The sequence below is a fragment of the Streptomyces sp. PA03-1a genome, assembly GCF_033792805.1.
GTDB lineage: Bacteria > Actinomycetota > Actinomycetes > Streptomycetales > Streptomycetaceae > Actinacidiphila.
Genome location: NZ_JARAVO010000075.1, coordinates 17292 through 37503, shown reverse-complemented (window position 1 = coordinate 37503; position 20212 = coordinate 17292). Strand labels below are relative to the sequence as shown.

General features: G+C 69.7%; 20 protein-coding genes. 11 read left to right on the top strand and 9 right to left on the bottom strand.

Translation table 11 applies throughout. The annotated features are described in order from the left end of the window. Positions 1–962: aldo/keto reductase (locus tag PV341_RS18755; RefSeq protein ID WP_500358436.1), on the bottom strand; the 962-nt coding region annotated here is incomplete at its 3' end. Between the two features lie 119 nt (positions 963–1081). Between PV341_RS18755 and PV341_RS18750 the strand changes: the two genes are divergently transcribed. Next, positions 1082–1633 (top strand): TetR/AcrR family transcriptional regulator, encoded by a 552-nt coding sequence (locus PV341_RS18750; RefSeq protein WP_500358434.1) that lies wholly within the window; start codon positions 1082–1084, stop codon positions 1631–1633. A 94-nt stretch (positions 1634–1727) separates the two neighbouring features. Here the strand turns inward: PV341_RS18750 and PV341_RS18745 are convergent, their stop codons facing one another. Then, a complete protein-coding gene (locus tag PV341_RS18745; protein WP_500358432.1) occupies positions 1728–2528 on the bottom strand; it encodes an SDR family NAD(P)-dependent oxidoreductase in 801 nt (266 codons plus the stop codon). An 87-nt stretch (positions 2529–2615) separates the two neighbouring features. Between PV341_RS18745 and PV341_RS18740 the strand changes: the two genes are divergently transcribed. Next, positions 2616–3467, top strand: a complete 852-nt coding sequence (locus PV341_RS18740; RefSeq protein WP_500326097.1) for a helix-turn-helix transcriptional regulator — start codon at positions 2616–2618, stop codon at positions 3465–3467. Positions 3468–3501: 34 nt separating this feature from the next. Here the strand turns inward: PV341_RS18740 and PV341_RS18735 are convergent, their stop codons facing one another. Next, positions 3502–4053 (bottom strand): hypothetical protein, encoded by a 552-nt coding sequence (locus PV341_RS18735; protein WP_500358430.1) that lies wholly within the window; start codon positions 4051–4053, stop codon positions 3502–3504. 237 nt (positions 4054–4290) lie between these two features. Beyond that, a complete protein-coding gene (locus PV341_RS18730; RefSeq protein WP_500326100.1) occupies positions 4291–5049 on the bottom strand; it encodes an SDR family NAD(P)-dependent oxidoreductase in 759 nt (252 codons plus the stop codon). A 330-nt stretch (positions 5050–5379) separates the two neighbouring features. On the opposite strand from PV341_RS18730, the gene PV341_RS18725 reads away from it, so the two are divergent. Both PV341_RS18725 and PV341_RS18720 read left to right on the top strand, forming a co-directional pair. After that, complete coding sequence (locus tag PV341_RS18725; RefSeq protein ID WP_500358428.1) at positions 5380–6306, top strand: RNA polymerase sigma-70 factor; 927 nt, start codon at positions 5380–5382, stop codon at positions 6304–6306. Between the two features lie 141 nt (positions 6307–6447). Next, positions 6448–7365, top strand: a complete 918-nt coding sequence (locus PV341_RS18720) for a fatty acid desaturase family protein (RefSeq protein ID WP_500358426.1) — start codon at positions 6448–6450, stop codon at positions 7363–7365. Positions 7366–7385: 20 nt separating this feature from the next. Here the strand turns inward: PV341_RS18720 and PV341_RS18715 are convergent, their stop codons facing one another. Both PV341_RS18715 and PV341_RS18710 read right to left on the bottom strand, forming a co-directional pair. Next, the gene (locus PV341_RS18715; protein WP_500326101.1) at positions 7386–8120 is read right to left on the bottom strand and encodes a translation initiation factor IF-2; all 735 of its coding nucleotides are present in this window, start codon (positions 8118–8120) and stop codon (positions 7386–7388) included. A 136-nt stretch (positions 8121–8256) separates the two neighbouring features. Continuing rightward, positions 8257–8691: a VOC family protein gene (locus PV341_RS18710; protein WP_500326103.1), complete on the bottom strand. Its 435-nt coding sequence runs from the start codon at positions 8689–8691 to the stop codon at positions 8257–8259. A 177-nt stretch (positions 8692–8868) separates the two neighbouring features. Between PV341_RS18710 and PV341_RS18705 the strand changes: the two genes are divergently transcribed. From PV341_RS18705 to PV341_RS18690, 4 genes are all read left to right on the top strand, one after another. Then, a complete protein-coding gene (locus PV341_RS18705; RefSeq protein ID WP_500326105.1) occupies positions 8869–9372 on the top strand; it encodes a GNAT family N-acetyltransferase in 504 nt (167 codons plus the stop codon). 195 nt (positions 9373–9567) lie between these two features. Continuing rightward, a complete protein-coding gene (locus PV341_RS18700; RefSeq protein WP_500358424.1) occupies positions 9568–10776 on the top strand; it encodes an acyltransferase family protein in 1209 nt (402 codons plus the stop codon). Between the two features lie 480 nt (positions 10777–11256). Next, complete coding sequence (locus tag PV341_RS18695; RefSeq protein WP_500326108.1) at positions 11257–11709, top strand: cupin domain-containing protein; 453 nt, start codon at positions 11257–11259, stop codon at positions 11707–11709. A gap of 289 nt (positions 11710–11998) precedes the next feature. Then, positions 11999–12172: a PAS domain S-box protein gene (locus tag PV341_RS18690; RefSeq protein ID WP_500358439.1), complete on the top strand. Its 174-nt coding sequence runs from the start codon at positions 11999–12001 to the stop codon at positions 12170–12172. Positions 12173–12558: 386 nt separating this feature from the next. Here the strand turns inward: PV341_RS18690 and PV341_RS18685 are convergent, their stop codons facing one another. From PV341_RS18685 to PV341_RS18675, 3 genes are all read right to left on the bottom strand, one after another. Continuing rightward, positions 12559–14259: an FAD-binding oxidoreductase gene (locus PV341_RS18685; protein ID WP_500358422.1), complete on the bottom strand. Its 1701-nt coding sequence runs from the start codon at positions 14257–14259 to the stop codon at positions 12559–12561. Between the two features lie 12 nt (positions 14260–14271). After that, entirely contained in the window at positions 14272–14883 is a 612-nt protein-coding gene (locus tag PV341_RS18680; protein WP_500326112.1) for a lysophospholipid acyltransferase family protein, read from the bottom strand. 135 nt (positions 14884–15018) lie between these two features. Beyond that, entirely contained in the window at positions 15019–15810 is a 792-nt protein-coding gene (locus tag PV341_RS18675; RefSeq protein WP_500326114.1) for an SDR family NAD(P)-dependent oxidoreductase, read from the bottom strand. A 431-nt stretch (positions 15811–16241) separates the two neighbouring features. Here PV341_RS18675 and PV341_RS18670 point away from each other — a divergent pair, with 431 nt between their 5' ends. Genes PV341_RS18670 through PV341_RS18660 form a run of 3 tightly spaced genes read left to right on the top strand, consistent with a single transcriptional unit; the run spans position 16242 to position 20175 of the window. After that, the gene (locus tag PV341_RS18670) at positions 16242–17069 is read left to right on the top strand and encodes a hypothetical protein (protein WP_500358421.1); all 828 of its coding nucleotides are present in this window, start codon (positions 16242–16244) and stop codon (positions 17067–17069) included. Next, the gene (locus tag PV341_RS18665; RefSeq protein ID WP_500326117.1) at positions 17066–19381 is read left to right on the top strand and encodes an SDR family oxidoreductase; all 2316 of its coding nucleotides are present in this window, start codon (positions 17066–17068) and stop codon (positions 19379–19381) included. The genes PV341_RS18670 and PV341_RS18665 overlap by 4 nt, the downstream gene beginning before the upstream one ends. Then, the gene (locus tag PV341_RS18660; RefSeq protein WP_499509997.1) at positions 19381–20175 is read left to right on the top strand and encodes a ferritin-like domain-containing protein; all 795 of its coding nucleotides are present in this window, start codon (positions 19381–19383) and stop codon (positions 20173–20175) included. The genes PV341_RS18665 and PV341_RS18660 overlap by 1 nt, the downstream gene beginning before the upstream one ends. The last annotated feature ends 37 nt before the right edge of the window (positions 20176–20212 follow it).

Below are 20212 nucleotides of genomic sequence, written 5' to 3'. Positions count from 1 at the left end.
GTGTAGGGGGCTTCCAGGCGGCGGGCTTCCTCGTCGGTGATGTCGAGGTCGAGGGACGCGACGGCGTCGTCGATCTGCCGGATGGTGCGGGCGCCGACGACGGGGGCCGCGACGACGGGGTTGCGGCGCAGCCAGGCGAGGGCGATCTGTGCGCGGGTGCGGCCTCGGGCGGCGGCGATGGCGCCGACCTCGTCGATGATCTGCCGGTCGCTTTCGGTGTTGCCGTAGAGCGTGTCGGCGTAGGCGCCGTCGGTCGCGGCGCGGTCGCCGGTGGTGGCCTGGTCGAAGGGGCGGGCGAGGCGGCCGCGTGCCAGGGGGCTCCAGATCATGGTGGCGACGCCCTCGTCGGCACAGAGCGGGAGCATTTCGCGTTCCTCCTCGCGGGCGAGCAGGTTGTAGTGGTCCTGCAGGGTGACGAACCGGGCCCAGCCGTGACGTTCCTGGAGGTGGAGGGCCTTGGCGAACTGCCAGGCGTGCATGGAGGACGCGCCGAGGTACCGGGCCTTGCCGGACTTCACGACGTCGTGCAGCGCTTCCAGCGTCTCCTCCAGCGGCGTGTCGCTGTCGAGGCGGTGGATCATGAAGACGTCGACGTGGTCGGTGCCCAGGCGACGGAGGCTGTGCTCGACCTCGCTCATGATCGCCTTGCGGGACAGGCCGCCGCCGTTGGGGCTGCCGGGGCGCATGACGTGGCGGACCTTGGTGGTGATGACGACGTCGTCGCGGTCCGCATAGTCCTTCAGCGCGCGGCCGAGGATCTCCTCGCTGGAGCCGTAGGAGTACAGGTTGGCGGTGTCGAAGAAGTTGATGCCCGCTTCCAGGGCGTGCTTGATCAGGGGCCGACTGGCCTCTTCGTCCAGGGACCAGACGGGGTGGCCGCGGTCGGGTTCGCCGTAGGTCATGGCGCCGATGGCCACCGGGGAGACGTCCAGGCCGGTGCGGCCGAGTTTGATGTAGCGCACGAGGGGACTCCTACAATGGAGGACGACATTAAGCGGAGATCTCTCCGCTTGACCTCGGCCACGTTAACGGAGAGCTCTCCGTTTCGCAACGGACGGCCGTCCGCACGCCTGGAGGACCCATGCCCGACGCCGCACGGCAGCGCTCCGACGCGCTGAAGAACCGGGAAGCCATCCTCCAGGTCGCCCACGACGCGCTCGCCGAATCCCCGGACGCCTCGCTCAACTCGATCGCCAAACGCGCGGGCGTCGGCCCCGGCACGCTCTACCGGCACTTCCCCACCCGGGAAGCGCTGATCCTGGAGGTCCACCGCCGCGACGTCGACCGCCTGGTGGACTCGGTGCCGGGCATTCTCGCCGCCCACGCCCCGCTGGACGCGCTGCAGCACTGGTTCACCACCCTCGCCGCCTACGTACGCATCAAGCACGGCCTCGGAGAAGCACTGCACTCCGCCGCCGCGCAAGAGGTCGTCAGCGCCTCGTGGCCCCCGGTCACCGCGGCCGTGGGCCGACTCCTCGACGCATGCGAACGCGCAGGCGAGGTACGCCCCGGCATCGACCCCGTCGACGTCATCATGCTCATGAGCTGCCTGTGGCGTACCCCCGACAACCCCGAAGGCGCCGCCCAGGCCAAGCGCCTGCTGGAACTGGCGATCGACGGCTTCCGGCCGTAGAGCGGTTCCGTTCACCAAGGGACTCGGTGGCGGGCGGGAGGCAAGGCGACCCCCCGGAGCCGCCCGCGACCGGTCCGTCAGGCGTGTCCAGGCCTCATGCCTGCATGCCGCCGTCGACCGGGAGCACGGTCCCGGTGACGTACGAGGCACGGTCGCTCAGGAGCCAGGCGGCGGCCTGGGCGATCTCGTCGGGGTCGGCCGCACGGCGCAGCGGGGTGCGCGCGTTCAGCTGGTCGACGACGCCGGGTGCGCGGTCGTTCCACTCACGGATCATCTCGGTCAGTGTGGTGCCGGGGGCGATGGCGTTGACGCGGATGCTCTCCGGGCCGTAGGTGACGGCTGCCGACTCAGTGAGGCTGTTGACCGCGCGCTTCATCGCACCGTAGGCAGGCAGTGTGGGGTTGCCCCTGAGGCTGCCGACGGACGAGTTGTTGACGATCGCCCCCGTGCCGGCGGTGGCCCGGATGGCGGCGACCTCGGCGGACATGGCCAGCCACGGACCCTTGAGGTTCACGGTGTAGACGTGGTCGAAATCCGCCTCGGGCACGTGGTCCAGCGGGGCCGGCGGCACGCTGGTCGCCGCGTTGTTGAAGGCGACGTCGAGCCGGCCGTACAGGTCCACGGCGCGGTCGACGGCGGCACGGACACTGGCCCCGTCGGCCAGGTCGCACACCGCGTACCCGGCGGTGCCGCCCGCCGCCCGGATTTCCTCGGTCACCGTCTTGAGCTGGTCCTCCGTGCGGGCCGCGAGCAGCACCCGGGCGCCCTCCCGGGCGAACAGCCGCGCTGCGGCGGCGCCGATACCGCGACCGGCACCGGTGATGAAGGCGACTTTGCCGGCCAGCAGGCCCATGGCGGCGGGGGCGGAGGTGTCGATGGTCTGTGCGTCGTCCATGGCATCGAGCCTCCGTCCGTCCGCGCAGCCCATCCAGGCACCGGCGGTACCTGGATCGGCTTTGGGGCACCGCGCACACTGGACGGCGTGGACAGACGGGAACTCGCAGGCTTCCTGCGCAGCAGGCGTGAGGGCATCACCCCCGCCGACGTGGGTCTGCCCGCCGGGCCGCGCCGCCGCACCCCGGGGCTGCGCCGCGAGGAGGTGGCGCAGCTGGCGTTCATCTCGACCGAGTACTACACCCGGCTGGAGCAGTCCCGCGGCCCGCGCCCGTCGCGCGAGGTGCTCGCCGGTCTGGCCCGGGCCCTGCGCCTGTCGGACGCCGAACGCGACCACCTGCACCACCTCGCCGGCGCCCCGCCCGGCCCGCCCGCCGGGCCCCCGCGTGAAGTGCGGCAGAGCATCCTCGACCTGCTGCGGCGGCTGCCGCACGCCGCGGCGATCGTGCTGTCCGCGACATACGAGGTGATCGCCTGGAACGACCTGGCGGCAGCTCTGCTGGAGGACTTCTCGGCTCTGTCCCGGCCCGAGCGCAACCTGGTCCGCCGTGCCTTTCTCGCACCGCGATCGCGGGAGCGGCTGGTGTACGACCCGTCCGAGGCGGCGGCGTTCGCCCACGCCGCGGCCCGGCACCTGCGTGCCACCGCCGCCCGCTACCCCGACGACCCCGAGGTGGCCGCCCTGGTGGAGGACCTCCTCGCCGGCAGCGCGGAGTTCGCCCGGCTGTGGGCCGCCCACGACGTGCACGCCGAGCCCACCCTGCGCAAGACCGTCCACCACCCGCTGATCGGCCGCATCACCGTGAACTGCGACGTCCTCGACATCACCGACCGCGACCAGCAGGTCGTGATCTACACCGCGGACCCCGGCTCGCCCGCGGAGGAGGCGCTGCGGCTCCTGTCGGTGATCGGCACGCAGCGCATGGACGTGTCCGGCTGAGCCGGACCACGGTGGCAGTCCGGTCACGACATGTTCAGACTCCGCCGGGCCGTGCGAGTGACCGCGCGAGGCGCTGCACCACGTCGTCCACGACGTCGGGCTCGGGTCCGGTCCAACTCTCGAATCGTCCGCCGATCGCTTCCTCGACCAGCGCCTCCCCCGTGGCCGCCGGCACGCCCCAGCGTGCGAGGAACCAGGCGAGCACCTGCTTGCAGTGCCCGTACCACGCATCCCCGGCGCGGGTGCGGTCCACGACATGCGTGACCAGGCGAACGGCAGCACGCTGCCATGCGTGTTGTCTGTCCTCGACCGAGACGGAGTCCAGTCGGTACCGGTCGAAACGCCCGGCCAGGTCCGCCAGCCAGGCGCGCCACTCACACAACGCCGTGGCGACTCTGGTCAGAGTCTCGTCCGGGCTGGTGATCGAGTCCCGTGGACAGCACCAACTGCCGACTGGGCCACCACCGATGTCCCCCTCGTCGTGCCCCCAGCGCCAGCCGAGCGCCCAGCGACCGAAGCGCTCGACGAGGGCGCGGGTCATGGCATCCGCCCAAACCTGCCCTTCGCCGTCGGACCAGCCGATCACAGCCGGGTCCGCAGCGGACCCCGCAGGTCGGACGGGCACCTGCCGGGCAGGCCCAAGGGCGGCAACCACCTCGGGGGTCGACGGAGCGTCGAAAGGGTGGAGGCGGGGGTCGACCTCCGCCCAGGTAAGGTCGTAGGGAGCGAGGTCATACGGCACTGGCTAACCCTGTCACAGCAGGCCACCGACCGCTCAAGGTGACCTCACACCGAGCGGCCTCCTGCGATTGAGGGACAACCCTTAGCTGAGGGCGATACCACCGTTGACCTTGATGCGTTCGCCGGTGATGAAGCCGGCGTCCGGTGTTGCGAGGAAGGCCACGGCGGCGGCGACGTCTTCCGGTCGGCCCATGCGTCCCAGTGGCACTTCGGCGGCGTATGCGGCCAGGGAGTCGGGGTCCGCTCCGGCGTGCCGTTCGACCGGGATCCAGCCTGGGGCGACGGTGTTCACGGTGATCCCGAACGGGCCGAGGGCTTGGGCCCAGGACTTGGTCAGGCTGTGCTGGGCGGCCTTGGCGGCAACGTAGGCCGACATCTCGGGCACCGCGCGCTCCAGCACGTCCGAGCCGATCTGGATGATCCGGCCGCCACCGTGCTCGCGCATGGTCGGCAGTACCGCCTGCATCAGCAGTGCGGGGCTCTTGACGAAGAACACGAGCTGGGCGAGATGGTCTTGCCAGGTCACCGTCGCCGGATCCACGTCGGGCTGCGGGCCGGTTGCGTTGACGACGAGAGTGGCAACCGGGCCGAGGCGGGCCGTCACGTCCGCCACGAGCCTGGTGACGGCGGCCTCGTCGGTCACGTCTGCGGCGAAGGCCTCGGCGGTGCCGCCCGCGGCGCGTACGTCCGTCACCACCCGGCGAGCGGCCTCGGCCCCCGACCGGTACACAACGGCCACCGGGTGCCCGTCGGACGCGAGACGTCGGGCGATCACTGCGCCGAGGCCACGCGAGGCCCCGGTGACCAGCGCGGTACCGGTGATCGCTGCACCTTCAGACATGAATGCAGCGTACATGGAGATATGAACGTGACTGGCTCGCGCGGGCACGATGTGACGCGGCAGACAGTTAAGCATCACAACAGTGTCATAAAGGCGCCACATCAAGAGAGCGGCCCTCCCCCGAGATAACGCCAACAGCACGCCCAGATAGCCGTCTACCTGGCGCTTCGCCTACCCTTCCCACGCAAACACGCCGTCCACCTTGATGATCAGACAGTGTGATACGTTCATCCAGCATTGAGTTCAGGGGGCGGTCCGACCTGGATCCCGCGGCAAGCAGGACCACACCGCTCAGCGCGCGTCCCACTGGGCCTGCCATGAGCCGTGGTGATGCGACATTGGAGGCCACTCATACGTGCGGGTGATGACGCAGACTCCCTTGAGCAGGCGACGAAGGACTTCATGGCCGCGCGTCCCCGGCTCTTCGGTATCGCCTACCGCGTGCTGGGCAGTGCCGCGGAGGCCGAGGACATCGTCCAGGAGACGTGGCTGCGGTGGCAGACCGTCGACCGTGGCGACGTCCAGGATCCGGCCGCGTTCCTTGCGACGATCACCAGCCGTCTCGCCATCAATTGCGCCAAGTCGGCCAGGATGCGGCGCGAGTCGTACGTCGGGCCCTGGCTTCCGGAGCCGGTATACACCGGAGTGGATCCGCACTTGGGAGCGGAACGGGCCGAGGCACTCGACATGGCGGTTCTCTTCCTGCTGGAGAAGCTGAACCCAGTGGAGCGGGCCGCCTACGTGCTGAGGGAGGCATTCGACTATCCGTACCAGCAGGTCGCGGACATCCTGGAGACGAGTGAGGCCAATACGCGCCAGTTGGTGAGCCGTGCCCGGAAGCATCTGGCGGCGGAACGCAGGGAGCCGGTCAGTTCCACCGCGCACCGGCGCCTGCTGAAGGCGTTCGTCGCGGCGGCGCGAACCGGCGATCTGGCGGCACTTGAGGAACTTCTCGCCGCCGACGTCGTCAGTTACGCCGACAGCGCGGGCACGCGCGGAGCGTCCAGGATCCCGATCGTCGGCCGGGCAGACGTCTCCAGGACTCTTGTCGCCTACTCCCCGCGCTTCTGGCCCGAGACGGAGATCCGCTGGGTGGAGGCCAACGGCAGGCCGGCTGCCCTCGTCTCGACCCGTGGTGACGCGGTGGCGCTCGTGACTGCCGATGTGTCGGAGCGGGGCATCGAGCGCATCATGTGGGTGGTGAGCCCCGCCAAACTGGCCCCCTACGTGGCATCACTGGCCCCCGGCCACCCGTAGGCCAGCATGGTGTTCACCGTCTCCGTGCCGCTCTTCGCGAACGCGGGAGGGGCGTCGGCCACGCCCGGACCACCGCCCTCGCCGGAACCCCGTCGTGCTGCTCAGCGGACGCTGAGCGAACCCCCTCACGGAGAATGTTCGATGACCCACGTGGCACCGTCCCCCACGTTGTTGTTCGCCCGGACGCTCACGGCCGCGAGGGACGAACGGATCTTCCTTGCCAAGCTGGCCGCGCTGGCCGCGCTGACCGCGCTGACCGCGCTCGGCGCCACCCTCACACTGCGGTCAGAACCGCCGGCCGCGGTCATCGGCGTGGTGCTCCTGGCCGCCATGTACACCCACGCGGTCGGGCTGCAGCACCAGGCCCTGCACCACTCGGCCTTCCGGCGGGCATGGCCGCACCGGCTCGTCGGAGTGCCGCTCGGCATACCGATGCTCGTGGTCTACAGCCACTACCGGGTCCGGCACCTGCAGCACCACCGCTACCTCGGTACGCCGCAGGACACCGAGTTCTTCGGCTTCGACACCCGTGAACCCCTGACGAAGGGGATGCTCCTGCGCGGACTGTTCGACTACCGGCGGCTCGCGGTGGTCGTCCGCGACGTCGCCCGCGCGGCAACCGGTCGCTGGCAGTACGAACTCGGCGGCATCAGCCGGAAGATGAGCCGCCGGATGATCACCGAGCACCTCGTCCTCGGCGGCGTCATCGCCTCGGTGGTCGTCCTCACCGCCGCCGGCTACCACGAGGAGGTGCTGCTCCTGTGGCTGCTGCCCCTGCTGCTCTCCGTGCCGATGCACTTCCTCGTGGAGCTGCCGGAACACATCCTCTGCGACACCGACACCGCTGATGTCCTTCGTAACACCCCTTCCATCCGGGGGAGTTGGTTCAGCACCTGGTTCACCAACGGCAACAACCTGCACATCGAGCACCACGCGGCGATGAGCGTCCCGATCAACCAGCTGCCCACCCGCCACGCGGAAACCGTCCGGTATGCCGTGCACGTGGAACGGACCTACCCCGACTTCTACCGCGCCCTGTGGCAGACGGTGCGGCGCTGAACCGGAGGCAGCCACTGCGTTCAGTGCGGTGGCGGTTCCGGGTCCAGGGCATTGCCGACGGTGCAGCCGCCCTCTCCGGGCATCCGCTGGATCCGGGGCGGCACCCACACCTCGGTGGCCCCGGGGCCCACGCGGGCAAGAAGGCAGTCCTGCGCGTCGAAGCCGTTGCCCTTCACCGACAGGAGAACGCCGACCAGGCCGCCGTCCGCCTTCACTTCGGTACGGATCGCCGGATCCAGGTCCAGGGCGGCGAGCGTACGGCGCACCTCGGCCTCGTCCACCCGGCCGCCCTCCGGCACCCGGGGGAGTTCCGCGCGGAGCTCCTCGTACGGCAACCGGGGCGGTTCGGGGGGTGGGGCGAAAGTCAGCGGAGGCCCATCCGGACACTCCACGTCACGCGGATCCTCACGCCACTCCGACCTGGGCGACACGCGCACCGCAAAACAGCGCCGCACGACGACCTCCTCGGCGTCGAGCCATCCGTCGTACGCCGAGCCGGACGTGCGGACGACCACGTCGACACCGTCCCCGTCGTGTGTCGAGGTACCCGTCACCCGCAGTACCTCCACGCCGTCGATGCCGGAAGCGGCGCGCCCGACCTCCTCCGCCGTGCGCGGACGCTGGCCGTAGAGCCGCTCACCCGCGGTCCTGGCCACCTCCCGTGCGGCGTCCGTCGCCTCGTCCTCGGAGGACTGCACCACCCCGCAGCCGACGGCGAACAGCAGCAGTGGGGTGAGCAGCAGTAGTCGGCGCATGCGTCCACCCTTCCGGCGCCGCACGCGGCGGGTAACCGTTCGCGTACTCAGACCGGCGTGGGTGATCGTACTCAGCCGGTGCGGCGATCAGAGACGGGCGCACCCCGTGAGGTTCCGGCGGCGGGCGTGAGGATGCTCAGTCGATACAGAATTCGTTGCCCTCGATGTCCAGCATGGGGATGCACGACTCGTTTTCCTCATCGGCGTACAGCGTTTGCACATGGGTGGCGCCGAGCGCGACGAGTCGTGCGCACTCAGCTTCGAGCGTGGCGAGGCGCTCGTCCCCCACGAGCCCGGTGCCGACCCGGACGTCGAGATGCACGCGGTTCTTGACGATCTTGCCTTCGGGGACGCGCTGGAAGTACAGGCGCGGGCCCACGCCTGAGGGATCACTGCACGCGAACCATGAACCCCGCTCCGCAGGAGGCAGGGTGCCGTTGAATTCCTCCCAGGTGGCGAACCCCTCCGGGGGCGGCGGTACGACGTACCCCAACACCTCGCACCAGAAACGAGCGAGGCGCTCAGGTTCTGCGCAGTCAAAGGTGACTTGGAACTTCTTGATCGCTGACATCGGCGCACCATAGCAGGCGGACCAGGGTGGGATGCCCGCACCCGGACCGCCGACCGACGGCAGTCGCCCTCAACAAGTGCTTCTACCTGGCATACGACAGAACAGCGGCAACGGCCGCTGGTTCTTCTAGATGAGGTGCGGGGCGGTGCGCGATGAGCCGTGGGGCAGAGTAGGGGCATGTCTACGTACGAGACGATGTCGTTCCACCTTGAGACCGAGCGGCTGATACTGCGGCCGTGGGCCGAGTCGGACGCCGCTGAATTCAGCGCCCTCCTCTCCGAACGCGGCAACGGCACGCCCACGGTCGAGCGCATCCGGACGGCCATCGCGGAACTGCTCGCCGCAACGGAGAGCACGGGGATCGCCCTGCTGCCCATCCAGCGTCGGGATGAAGGCGACTTCATCGGCTATTGCGGGTTGATCATCGGCCGCTCCACCCTGGACGAACCCGAAATCGCGTATGAGTTGTTCCAGCGCGCGCATGGGCATGGTTACGCCACCGAGGCGGCCCGTGCGGTGCTCGACGCCGCAATTGCGACCGGGCGGAAACGGCTCTGGTCGACCGTCGGCACGTGGAACACACCGTCGCTCCGTGTCCTGGAGAAGCTCGGGTTCGAGCGGGATCACGTTTCCACGGAGGACAACGGCGAAGTGGTCTGGCTGACACGCTCGTTGCCGTAACCCGCGGTGGTAGCCGGCCCCGAGGCCGCACCCAGGTCCGCGCCGGCCTTCACCGGCAAGATCATGATCTGCAGCCGACGCACCAGGGCGGGCATCGAAAGTTGATCTTCCGCGTGAACGGAGTCCGTTGCGGGGGTGGCGCCCGGCGGGCGCCTTGCCAACACTGGTGACGTACAGGCGACGGGGGGCACAGCCATGGGGACGCGCACAGAACCGGCGCAGGCACCGCTACCGGAGCGGCGGCCGGAGCTGGACGCGATCCGGATGCTGGTCGTGATCGGGCTGGTCTTCTTCCACTCGGCGCTCGTATTCGCTGCCGACGACGACTTCTACGTCAAGAACGCCGAGACCACCGAAGCCGTCATGATCATCGCCGGGTTCGGGGTCGTCTGGGCCATGCCACTGCTGTTCCTCATCTCCGGCCTGGGTGCCTGGCACTCGCTTCAGCGCCGCGGCGCGGGAGGCTTCGCCGGCGAGCGGCTGCTGCGGCTCGGCGTTCCGCTGGTCTTCGCGACCCTCGTGCTGAACCCGCTGCCGCAGTGGCTGCGGCTGCGCTCGGCCGACGCCGACTACCACGAGTCGTACCTCGGCTTCCTGCCCCGCTTCTTCGACGTGCACCTGGAGCCGGAGGAGTTCCCCTTCCTCGTCCAGGGCGAGCACTTCGAGACCGGCCATCTTTGGTTCGTCGTGCTCCTCCTGGCGTTCTCCCTCATGCTGCTGCCGTTCCACCGGTGGTTACCGCGCGAGCGCGTCCGCCGCATCGGCGACCGGGTGGCGGAGGCGACCCTGCGCCGGCGGGGCGTCGTGTTCCTGCCGGCCCTCGCCTTCGCGGCGATCTGTGCCTTCGCGCGGCTGGAGGAGGACTTCGCGGGCTGGCACCGCTGGTCGTACCTGCTGTTCTTCGTCGCCGGCTTCGCGCTCGCCACCGACGACCGCTTCCGCACCGTGATGCGGCGCGACGCCGGGACGGCAGCCTGGCTCGGCGCCCTGCTGTTCGCGGCAGCCGGCCCCGGCTTTGCCCTGACCGAGGAGCCCTTCACGGAGATGACCGCCCTGGCCACCGTCTCACGGGCGCTGTTCGGTGCGGCCGGATGGTGCCTGGTGGTGGCCATCCCGGGCCTCCTCGACCGTCGGCGGCCGGAGCAACCGCGTGCGGCGCCGAACCCGACCCCGACGACGCGTCGGCGCCTCTACGGCTATCTCGCCGCAGCCGTGCTGCCGCTGTACGTCCTGCACCAGCCGATCGTGGTCGCCGTCGCATACTTCGTGGTTGGCTGGTCTGCGCCGATCCTGGTTGAGTACGCCGTGCTCGTGGTGATCGCCCTCATCCTCACCCTCACCGCGTACGAGCTGCTGGTCCGCCGTACACGGGCGACGCGCTTCCTGTTCGGGATACGACCCTAGGAGCGCAGCGAATGGCACGTCTGCGCAGGTAAGCGGGGTGCTTGCGGGAGGCGTACACTTTGGCGGCGCGCACCCGCCGCGGCCGGGTGGCAGCTCCTTCTGCAGGTCCCCCCTCTTCCGCGCTCCGTCGGCGTGCCGGTGGGTCGCAAACGCTGGGGCGACACTCATGGCGAGGACACCGTGCCCCGGGTCGACTTCATCCACAACGTTTGCGGCGAAGTCTTCGGCGCAGAGGTCGTGTGCCAGGCATGCGGCAAGCCGATCCGGTCGGGGGAGTTCTCGGTCCACCACGCACCCGAGGGGTGCTGACGACTCGGGATGGAAGCAAACCCTTCACCGACCGATCAGTGTCTGCCCGGCGTGCCCGGCCAGGCGGCCACCCCGGTCGTGCACTCGAAGGATGGGTGTGAACCTGGAATCGGGTACGGCTGCCGCGCAGTGGCACGGGCGGCGGATGGTGATCCACGGAGGTGCAGCACCATGTCGGACGAGACATCAGTGGACAGGACCGAAGAGCAGCCCCGCTCGGAGCTGTGGAAGTCGCAGCTGAAGACGCTGCAAGACGTCAAGCCGCCTTTCGTCCCCGAGGGCGCCACGTCGATGACCATCATCGTCTGGCGGGAACCCGGTGATCCCGGCGCGCCTCCGCACCGGCACTCGGGACCGGCCTTCGGCTACGTCACCGAGGGCGCGGTGCGTTTTGAGCTCGAGGGCGAGCCGGAGCGCGTGATCAAGGCCGGTGAGACGTTCTGGGAGCCGGGCGGGGACGTGATCCACTACCAGGACGGCAACGCCCTGGATGACCAGCGAACCGAATTCGTCGTGACCATGCTCTGCGCACCGGGCCAGCCGATGCTCACCGTGGTCGAAGAGGATGAGCTGGCCCAGCGCGCCCATCTGCGTGCTCCGCGCCCCACCGGTAGCGCTGCCTGAACATCCGGCAGGTGGGGCCGGCACCGCGGGGACCGGCTTGCCGCCCGGCGAGCCCGGCGCTCAGCCACGGGTCACACGGGGGCTTCATACCCCTGCCCATCACCGCTAGTCGGCATTTCTGCAGGTCAGAGCAGTATCGGCACTGAGCCTTCGCCCTCTTTGTATTGGCCTTTCAACTACGCGCGGAAATCTCCACCCACTCCCCCACGTCGCACACAAGGGCGGCCAGTTCGATGACCACGAAGAGCTTTGACCGCCTGGCACTCGGTAACCAGCCGAGAGGCTCGACATACCCGACGCGGCCATCGCCCTGCTGGACGGGCAGGGGGTCGTCGCCGCATGGACACAGGCCGCCGAACGCCTGGTCGGGTACGCAGCCTCGGACGTAGTGGGCCGGTCGGCCGCTCTGGTGCTACCGCTCTTCGGCGAGGGGCAGACCACGCCGGACTTCGTCAAGCACTGACGGGCCCAGAACGGCTGGTCGGGCACCACAGCCGTACGCCATCGAGACGGACGGGTGATCGAGGCGTGCCTGCGGATCACGATGGCGCGCGGGCGGGCCGAAGCGGCGCAGTGGCTCGTCTCGCTGACCGAGACCGGCACGTGGACCGGGAAAGCCATGAGTGGTCTGCTGCGGGGATCGCTCCTGGCTCGCACGCCCATCGGGGCGTCTCCCGCCGCGCACGGCAGTTGGTGGGCAGTCAGGCCCGCGTGGGGCCTCGACGAGCTCGCGGACTCCACGAAGCTGCGGTCACCCACCGCCCGGACACCGCCACCCGTCACAGCGACGACCGTTGCCGTACTCAGTCGGCACTCTCCCCCAGGATCGGGCAGCAGGGACCGCCAGGCTCAGACCACGATCTTGCGCGGGTTGAAGTTGCCACCCGGGTCCACGGCGTCGAAGAGGCCCGACATGACCGCGACGCCCTGGGCCGAGATGTCCTCCTCCAGCCACGGCGCGTGCTCCAGGCCCACCCCGTGGTGGTGCGAGATCGTGCCGCCCGCGTCGACGAACGCCTGCTGGATCTCGCGCTTGACCGTGTCGTACTCGCCGAGCGGGTCGTCACCGAACACGAAGGCGAAGGTGAAGTACAGGCAGGCGCCTGAGTGGTACGAGTGCGACATGTGGCACATCGTCCAGCCCTTGCGGCCGATCTTCTCGTAGGCGCTGTCGGCCGCCTCGTAGACCGCCGCATGGATGCCACGGAGCTTCGACCACGGCCCGGCGGTCTCGCTCACATCGCCTGCGGCACCGTGGTCGAGCAGGAAGTCGCGGATGTAGGGCGTGTCGAACTTCTTCTGGTCGTAGAGTGCACCGGGTCCCTTGCCGACGCCGATGCCGTGGTGCTTGCGCACGATCCGGTCGACGATCGACTTCTGACGCTTCGCGTGCGCCGTGCCCCCTTCGAAGCCGATGAACGAGAGGCAGATCTCGTCGAGGTCCCAGCCACGCCGCTTGAGGTACGCCATGAGGCCGGCCTGCGCCGTCCTGGCGACACCCTTCGACTCCTTGGTCGTCGCGAGAGAGAAGCCCGTCTCGTGCGCGTCCGAGATACGGGTGACCGAGGGCGAGGCGTCGCTCCCGGCGATCTCCTGCATCGCGGCGAGGCCGTGGTCGAAGTTCTTGAAGAAGTAGGCGTAGATGCCACGCCTCTCGGGGAGCCGGTGCACCTGCACCGTGACCTCGGTGATGACGCCGAGCCGCCCCTCCGAGCCCACCACCATCTCCCGCACGCTCGGCCCGGTCGACGCACTCGGAACGGCACGGATCACGAGGACCCCGCCGGCCCGCACGACACGCAGTCCCTTGACGATGTCCGCGATGTCGCCGTACTTGTCCGACTGCATGCCCGACGAGCGCGTGGCGACCCACCCGCCGAGCGAGGAGTGGGTGAACGAGTCGGGGAAGTGCCCCATCGTCCAGCCGCGCCGGTTGAGTTGCGCCTCGAGGTCAGGACCCAGCGCGCCGGCCTGGATGCGTGCCAGGCCGGAGTCGGTGTCGATCTCCAGCACGCGGCCCAGGCGACCGAGGTCGAGCGAGACGACCACCCGCGACTCGTCCGCGTGCGGCTCGAGGCTGCCCGCGATGTTGCTGCCGCCCCCGAAGGGGATGATCACGGCGTCCGCCTCGACGGCCGCGTCGACGACGCTCTGCACCTCCGCCTCGTCGGCCGGGTAGACGACCACGTCGGGAGTGCGCGCGATCTCGCCGGCTCGGAGTCGGACCAGGTCACGCAGGCTCTTGCCGTACGTGTGGACGACCCGGGACAGGTCGTCGACGACGGCGTTCCCGGGCCCGACGATGCCGCTCAGAACCCTGCCGAACTCCTCCGGCACCGTCGAGGCCGGCACCTTCAACTGTGAGAAGTCGGGCTGTCCGGTGCGCTCGCCCGCCCGGAGGTCGAGACCGACCGCCTTGTGCACGAACGGGGCGAAACCAGGCTTGTCCTCGTGGTGGAAGCCGACGCCTTCCACGCCCCAGCCCCACCACTTCATGTGTTTCACCTCACCGGTGCGCATTGCGTCGGTGCGGGAGGTGGGTTCGGTCACGGACGGTCTCCTTCAGATAGGACGACGTGAGGTGGCGTGGGCGCCGAGGATCCGGTCGGAGTTCTCCTCGGCCAGGCTGACGATCGCGGAGCGGATGCGTTCGCTGAACTCGTCCACCGACTCTCCGGGAAGGGCAGTGAGCGGTTCGCCGAAGACCACCCCGACCGGCAGGCGGCCCGGTTTGGGCCAATTCGACCCGCGAGGATGCGCCGCGTACGCCCCGATGACCGCGACGGGGAGCACCGGCACCTCGGCCGACGAGGCGAGCGCCGCCGCCCCGGGCTTGAACGCCCCGAGCGATCCGTCGCGCGAGCGGGTGCCCTCGGGGAAGATCAGGAGCGGCACTCCCCGGTTCAGCAGGGCCCTGGCGCTCACTCTGCGCGCGCTCGCTCCGGTGCGGTCGACCGGGAAGGCGTTGAAGAAGAGGGCCGTGAGGCCGCGCCGCCGCCACACGTCGAAGAAGTAGTCGGCGGCGGCTCCCACCGCGAGGTAACGCGCCAAGCGGCGGGGCAGCGCACCCATGATGAGCGGCGTGTCGAGGTGGGACGTGTGGTTGGCGACGACCACATAGGCGTCCTCGACCTTTTCCAGGCACTCGCGCCCGAGTACCGTGACGCTGGTCACACTCCACACGACGGGCTTCAACAGCCCCCGCTGCGCGACGAATCGCGCCGCAGCGTGAGAGCGTGAGGTGAAACGGTCGCGCATCGTCGCGGGCATCCGCTTCCTTCCCGTGCGGGCTCGCCCGCACCATTTCTTTCAGTGCGTGCGAGAGTCGTTGCGGCTGGACGAGATCCGTCGCGAGATCCACCGCACCGTGTGGCGCGGAAGATGACGTGTGAACCAGATGAGCAGCCGGTACCGGAGGCTCGGCATGGAGATCACCCGTCCGCGCCGCACGTCGCGAAGGCTCGTCTCCACGAGTCGATCGGCGTCGAGCCAGAGGAAGTTCGGAATGCTCGACGACCGGATTCCGGCCCGGGCGTGGAATTCCGTGCGGACCCAACCGGGACACAGAGCCGTCACGGTGACGCCCGTTCCGTGCAGTTCGTTCGCCAGTCCCTCGGTGAGCGAGGTCACGAAGGCCTTGACGGCCGAATAGCTCCCCATCGTGACGAAGCCGGCCGTGCTCGACACGTTGACGATCGCACCCTGTCCGCGTCCGCGCATGGCCCGCCCGGCGGCACCGGCGAGCACCAGCACCGCGCGTCCCATGACCTCGATCGCCCGGTCGTGGGAAGCGGTGTCGGCCGAGGTGATCGATGCGTGCACGCCGAAACCGGCGTTGTTCACGAGCATGTCCACCGGACGGGCGGGGTCCTCCAGTCGCGCGACGACACCTTCGACGTCGGCGCGATCGGACAGGTCGGCGGGCAGCACCTCGACGGCACGGCCCCGGGAACCGAGCTCGACCGCCATGCGGCCAAGCCGCTCCCTGTCGCGCGCCACCAGGACGAGGTCCCAGCCGCGATCCGCCAGGGCGCGCGCGAACGCTGCTCCGATACCCGACGTCGCACCGGTGACAAGTGCGACTCCCGTACGGCTCAGCATAGTTTCATATGCCATCTGCTCGGCATCCGGACTCCCCGCTCGTAGCGTTCACATGGGGTGGCGAGCGGGTCCATGCCATCGGGCGCGGCAGCAGCCGATGGCTGACTCCTCGCGCCTGACGCACCCTTCGTTTCCCGGCTCATCACGTACGACCGGGCACGCATCAACCCTGTGACACGAACTTCCGCACGTGCTCATGCGGACGAGACGCAGAGTGAAAGGCCTCGACACCGGCAGAACGCCATCCGTCACGATCGAGCGGGTTTGCCCTCATTCATCCTCTGGCTCGCACCGTCCCCCACGAAGCGGAACCCGGCCGGCTGTCACACATGCGCGGGTTTCCCGGTCGGACGTCATAGCCCCCGACAGCCTTTCGCGCCTTCCGGGGCCGCTCCAGAGTTGCCCCTCCTCCGGCCCCAGAAAGCCCGCGCATGAACTCAAACGACGAGGCGACGACCGCGCCACCCGGGACAGCGGGCTTCGACGTGCGTGAATTCGCCCGCACGGCACACGGCAGCCACCGCGGAAGGCTCGACCTCGGGTCGCTCGCCGAAGAGCCGCTCGACGCCGAATCCATCCGGCTCGTTCGCGCGCTGCGCGACATGGAACGCGCAACGCTGCACCGCGTACGCGACCTCCTCGTGACGGCGACGCACAAGGACGCCCGGGTCACCGCGTTCCTCACCACGTGGATGTTCGAGCGATTCTGGATCGCCGACGCCCTCGACGCCGTCCAGGATGCCTCCCCGGCCGCCCGCGGCCTGCCTTCGACCGCCGGGCCGGCACGGTGGGTACTGGCGGAACGGCGCGAGCGCCGTGGCCCGATCCGTCGCTCCCTCATCGCCAACATCACCGGTACGCAGATCGTCGCCGAACACGTGACGACGAGCCTCGTGGACGAATGGATCACGCAGGCGGCCTACCGGCGTCTGGCCGACGTGTCCCCCGCCATGGCGTCGATCACCGACCCCATCGTGGAGATCAAGCAGCGTCACATCCACTTCCTCGCCGAGGAGGCGGAGCTGCGGCTCCGGCGCTCGGTCCGCGCCCAGCGCATCACCCGGCGCGCCCTCCGGCACTCCGCCTGGCCCCTCGGCTCGGTCGATCGCTCCCGGCACGAGCGCACCTTCTTCGAACGCCATGTCTTCGGCGACCAGAGCGGAAGGGCCGAGGCGGGCCGGATCCGCTCGATGGTCGCCGCGCTCCCCGGCATCGGTCCCGGTGTCGCATCCACCGTGGAATCGAGGCTCCTTCCGTGACGCCGCACACCGCGAAGACCGAACTCGGCAACGCGCACGTCCTGCTCACCGGCGCGACCGGCTTCGTCGGGCAAGCCGTCCTCGAGCGGCTGCTCACCGATCACCCCGCCACCCACATCTCGCTCCTCGTGCGCGGGAAGGGCACACAGACCGGGCAGGACCGGCTCCGGCGGCTGCTGCGCAAACCCGTGTTCGGGCGCTGGCGGGACGCCGTGGGGGCCGAAGAGGCCGAGCGCGTCGTCCGTGAGCGGATCACCGTGCTCGACGGCAGCATGACCAGCATTCCCGAGCTGCCTTCCGACCTCGACGTCGTGATCCACTCGGCGTCGACCGTCTCGTTCGACCCGCCCATCCACGAGGCGTTCGACACGAACGTCCACGGTGCCGTGAGCCTCTACCAGGCCCTTCTCGCCTCCGGATCGGACCCGCACGTCGTCCACGTGTCGACCTGCTACGTCGGGGGACTCCGCCGCGGTGTGGTGCCCGAGGCCAGGCTCGAGCACGACGTCGACTGGCGCGCCGAATGGCGCTCCGCGACACAGGCCCACGAGCGCGCCGAGCTCACCTCGCGGGAACCGGCGCGGCTCGAGCGGTTCATGTCCCGCGCCCGCGGCGACCACGGCAAGGAGGGCCCGATCGCGGCGGCCCGCGCGAGCGAGGACGCACGGCGCGAGTGGGTGCGTTCCCACCTCGTCGACGCCGGCCGGCGGCGCGCCCAGAGCCTGGGGTGGACCGACGTCTACACACTGACGAAGGCACTCGCGGAACGTGCCGCGGAAGACCTGTGGGGCGAGGCCGGACACCGGCTTTCGGTGGTCCGGCCCGCGATCATCGAGAGCGCCCTGGAGCATCCGTTCCCCGGCTGGATCGACGGCTTCAAGGTCGCCGATCCGCTGATCTTCGCCTACGGCCGCGGCCAGCTGCCGGACTTCCCGGGGCTGCCCGACTCGATCCTCGACGTCATCCCCGTCGACTTCGTCGTCAACGCCATCCTCGCCGCGGCGGCCAACCCGACCCCCGTCGACCAGCCGACGTACTTCCACATCGCCTCGGGCGCATCGAATCCGCTGCCCTTCCACCGCATGTACGAGAACGTACGCGACTACTACATGCAGCACCCGCTGCCCAAGGACGACGGTTTCGTCAAGGTGCCGACCTGGAAGTTCGCGGGCGAGCGCAGGTTCAACCGACGTCTTCTGCTGGCGAAGAAGAAGGCCGACCTCTGGGACGCCGCTCTGCGGCTGATGCCGAACGACGAGCGCAAGCGCGCCCTGGCGGCCGAGAACGCCAAGCTGCGCGCCGGCATCGCCACCTTGAGCAACTTCACCGACCTCTACCGCGCCTACGTGCAGACCGAGATCATCTTCGACGACCGCAACGCCCGCGCGCTGAACAACGCCCTTCCGGGCGAGGTGCGCGAGGACCGTGGCTTCGATGTGGAGCGGATCGACTGGGAGGAGTACCTGCAGAAGGTGCACCTCCCCTCCCTGAGCGAGCTGACAGCGGCCCACCGCCGCCGGAAGGCCGCGGGCGCCCGGCCGGCGAACGCCCGCCCGAAACCCGCGCTGCCGGAGCGTACCGACGTGCTCGCCGTCTTCGACCTCGAACGGACCGTCGTCGACTCCAACATCGTCGAGCAGTACCTCTGGGTGCGTACCTCGGGCTTGCGCAAGGCGGCCTGGCCGAAGGAGGCCGCGGACCTGCTCGCCTCGCTGCCCGGCTACCTCCGCGCCGAGAAGCGCGACCGCGGCGAGTTCATCCGGGCGTTCCTGCGCCGCTACCGCGGCCTGCCCGTCGCCCGTCTCGAGGAGGTCGTGCGGCGCGGGTACGCCGACACGATGCTGCGGCACACGAGTGCGGACGCCCTGGCGCGCATCCGCGAGCACCGTGCGGCGGGTCACCGCACCGTCCTGGTCACCGGCTCCATCGGCCTCCTCGCCGCTCCGCTCGCCGGCCTGTTCGACGAGGTCGTCGGCAGCTCCATGCACGCGAAGGACGGTGTGCTCACCGGCTACCTCGCGAAGCCGCCGCTCGTCGACGAGGCGAGGGCCGCGTGGCTCCTGCGGTACGCCGAGGAAGGCGGCTACGACCTCGCGGCGTCCTACGGCTACGGCGACAGCCACTGCGACCTGGCGTGGCTGTCCTTGCTGGGCAAGCCTTCGGCGATCAACCCCGACGCCGAACTGACGCGCGAGTCGCACAAGAGGAACTGGGACATCCACCGCTGGAAGAGGGGCGGTTCGGGTGCGCGCAGCGAGGTCATCGCTGCACGGGTGACGGATACGGCGCGGACCGAAGAGGAGAGTGCCTGATGGCTTTCGACATAGACAAGTACGCCAAGAACTCCACCGGGGTGCAGTGGTCCGACCTCGACTTCGACGAGTTCGAGCGCAACCCGCTGCCCGAGGGGACGCTGCGGACGTTGCGCTACATGTGCGACATCGAGTACCACACGGTCTGCTACATGCGTGATCTGCTGACGACCCCGTCCCACAACGAGCCCGCGGTGGGCACTTTCATGACGATGTGGAACCGCGAGGAGTTCTGGCACGGCGAAGCGCTCGCGGCCGTGCTCGAGCGCCACGGCGTCCGCGTCGACTTCGACGAGCTCAAGGCGACCCGTCTGAAGCTCGGCTGGAAGGACCGCTTGGGGACGGTGAAGCAGACGGCGATGAGCCGCCTCATCGGACATGACTTCGTCGCGGTGCACATGGCGTGGGGTGCGGCGAACGAGTGGTCGGCGCACGCTGCCTACCACCGGCTCGCGGCGCTGGAGAGCCACCCGGTTCTGGTGCCACTGCTGAAGCGGATCGCGCAGCAGGAGACGAAGCACGTCGCGTTCTACGCGTCGCAGGCCCGTGACCGGCTCGCGGCGAGCAAGAAGGCCCGCGTGGTCGCCCGGTTCGCGCTCGAGAAGGCCTGGGGCCCGGTCGGCTCCGGCGTCATGCCCGAGAGCGAGGTCACGCACGTCATGACCCACCTCTTCGCAGGCGCCGAGGGCCGCAGGCTCGTCCGCGACGTCGACTCGCACATCGCGAAGCTGCCGGGCTTGGAAGGGCTGCGCATCGTCGAGGACTCCATGGACAAGCGCGGCATCGCCGCCTGAGTCGGCGGACGCCACGCCCCAGGCGAAGAGCAGGGCC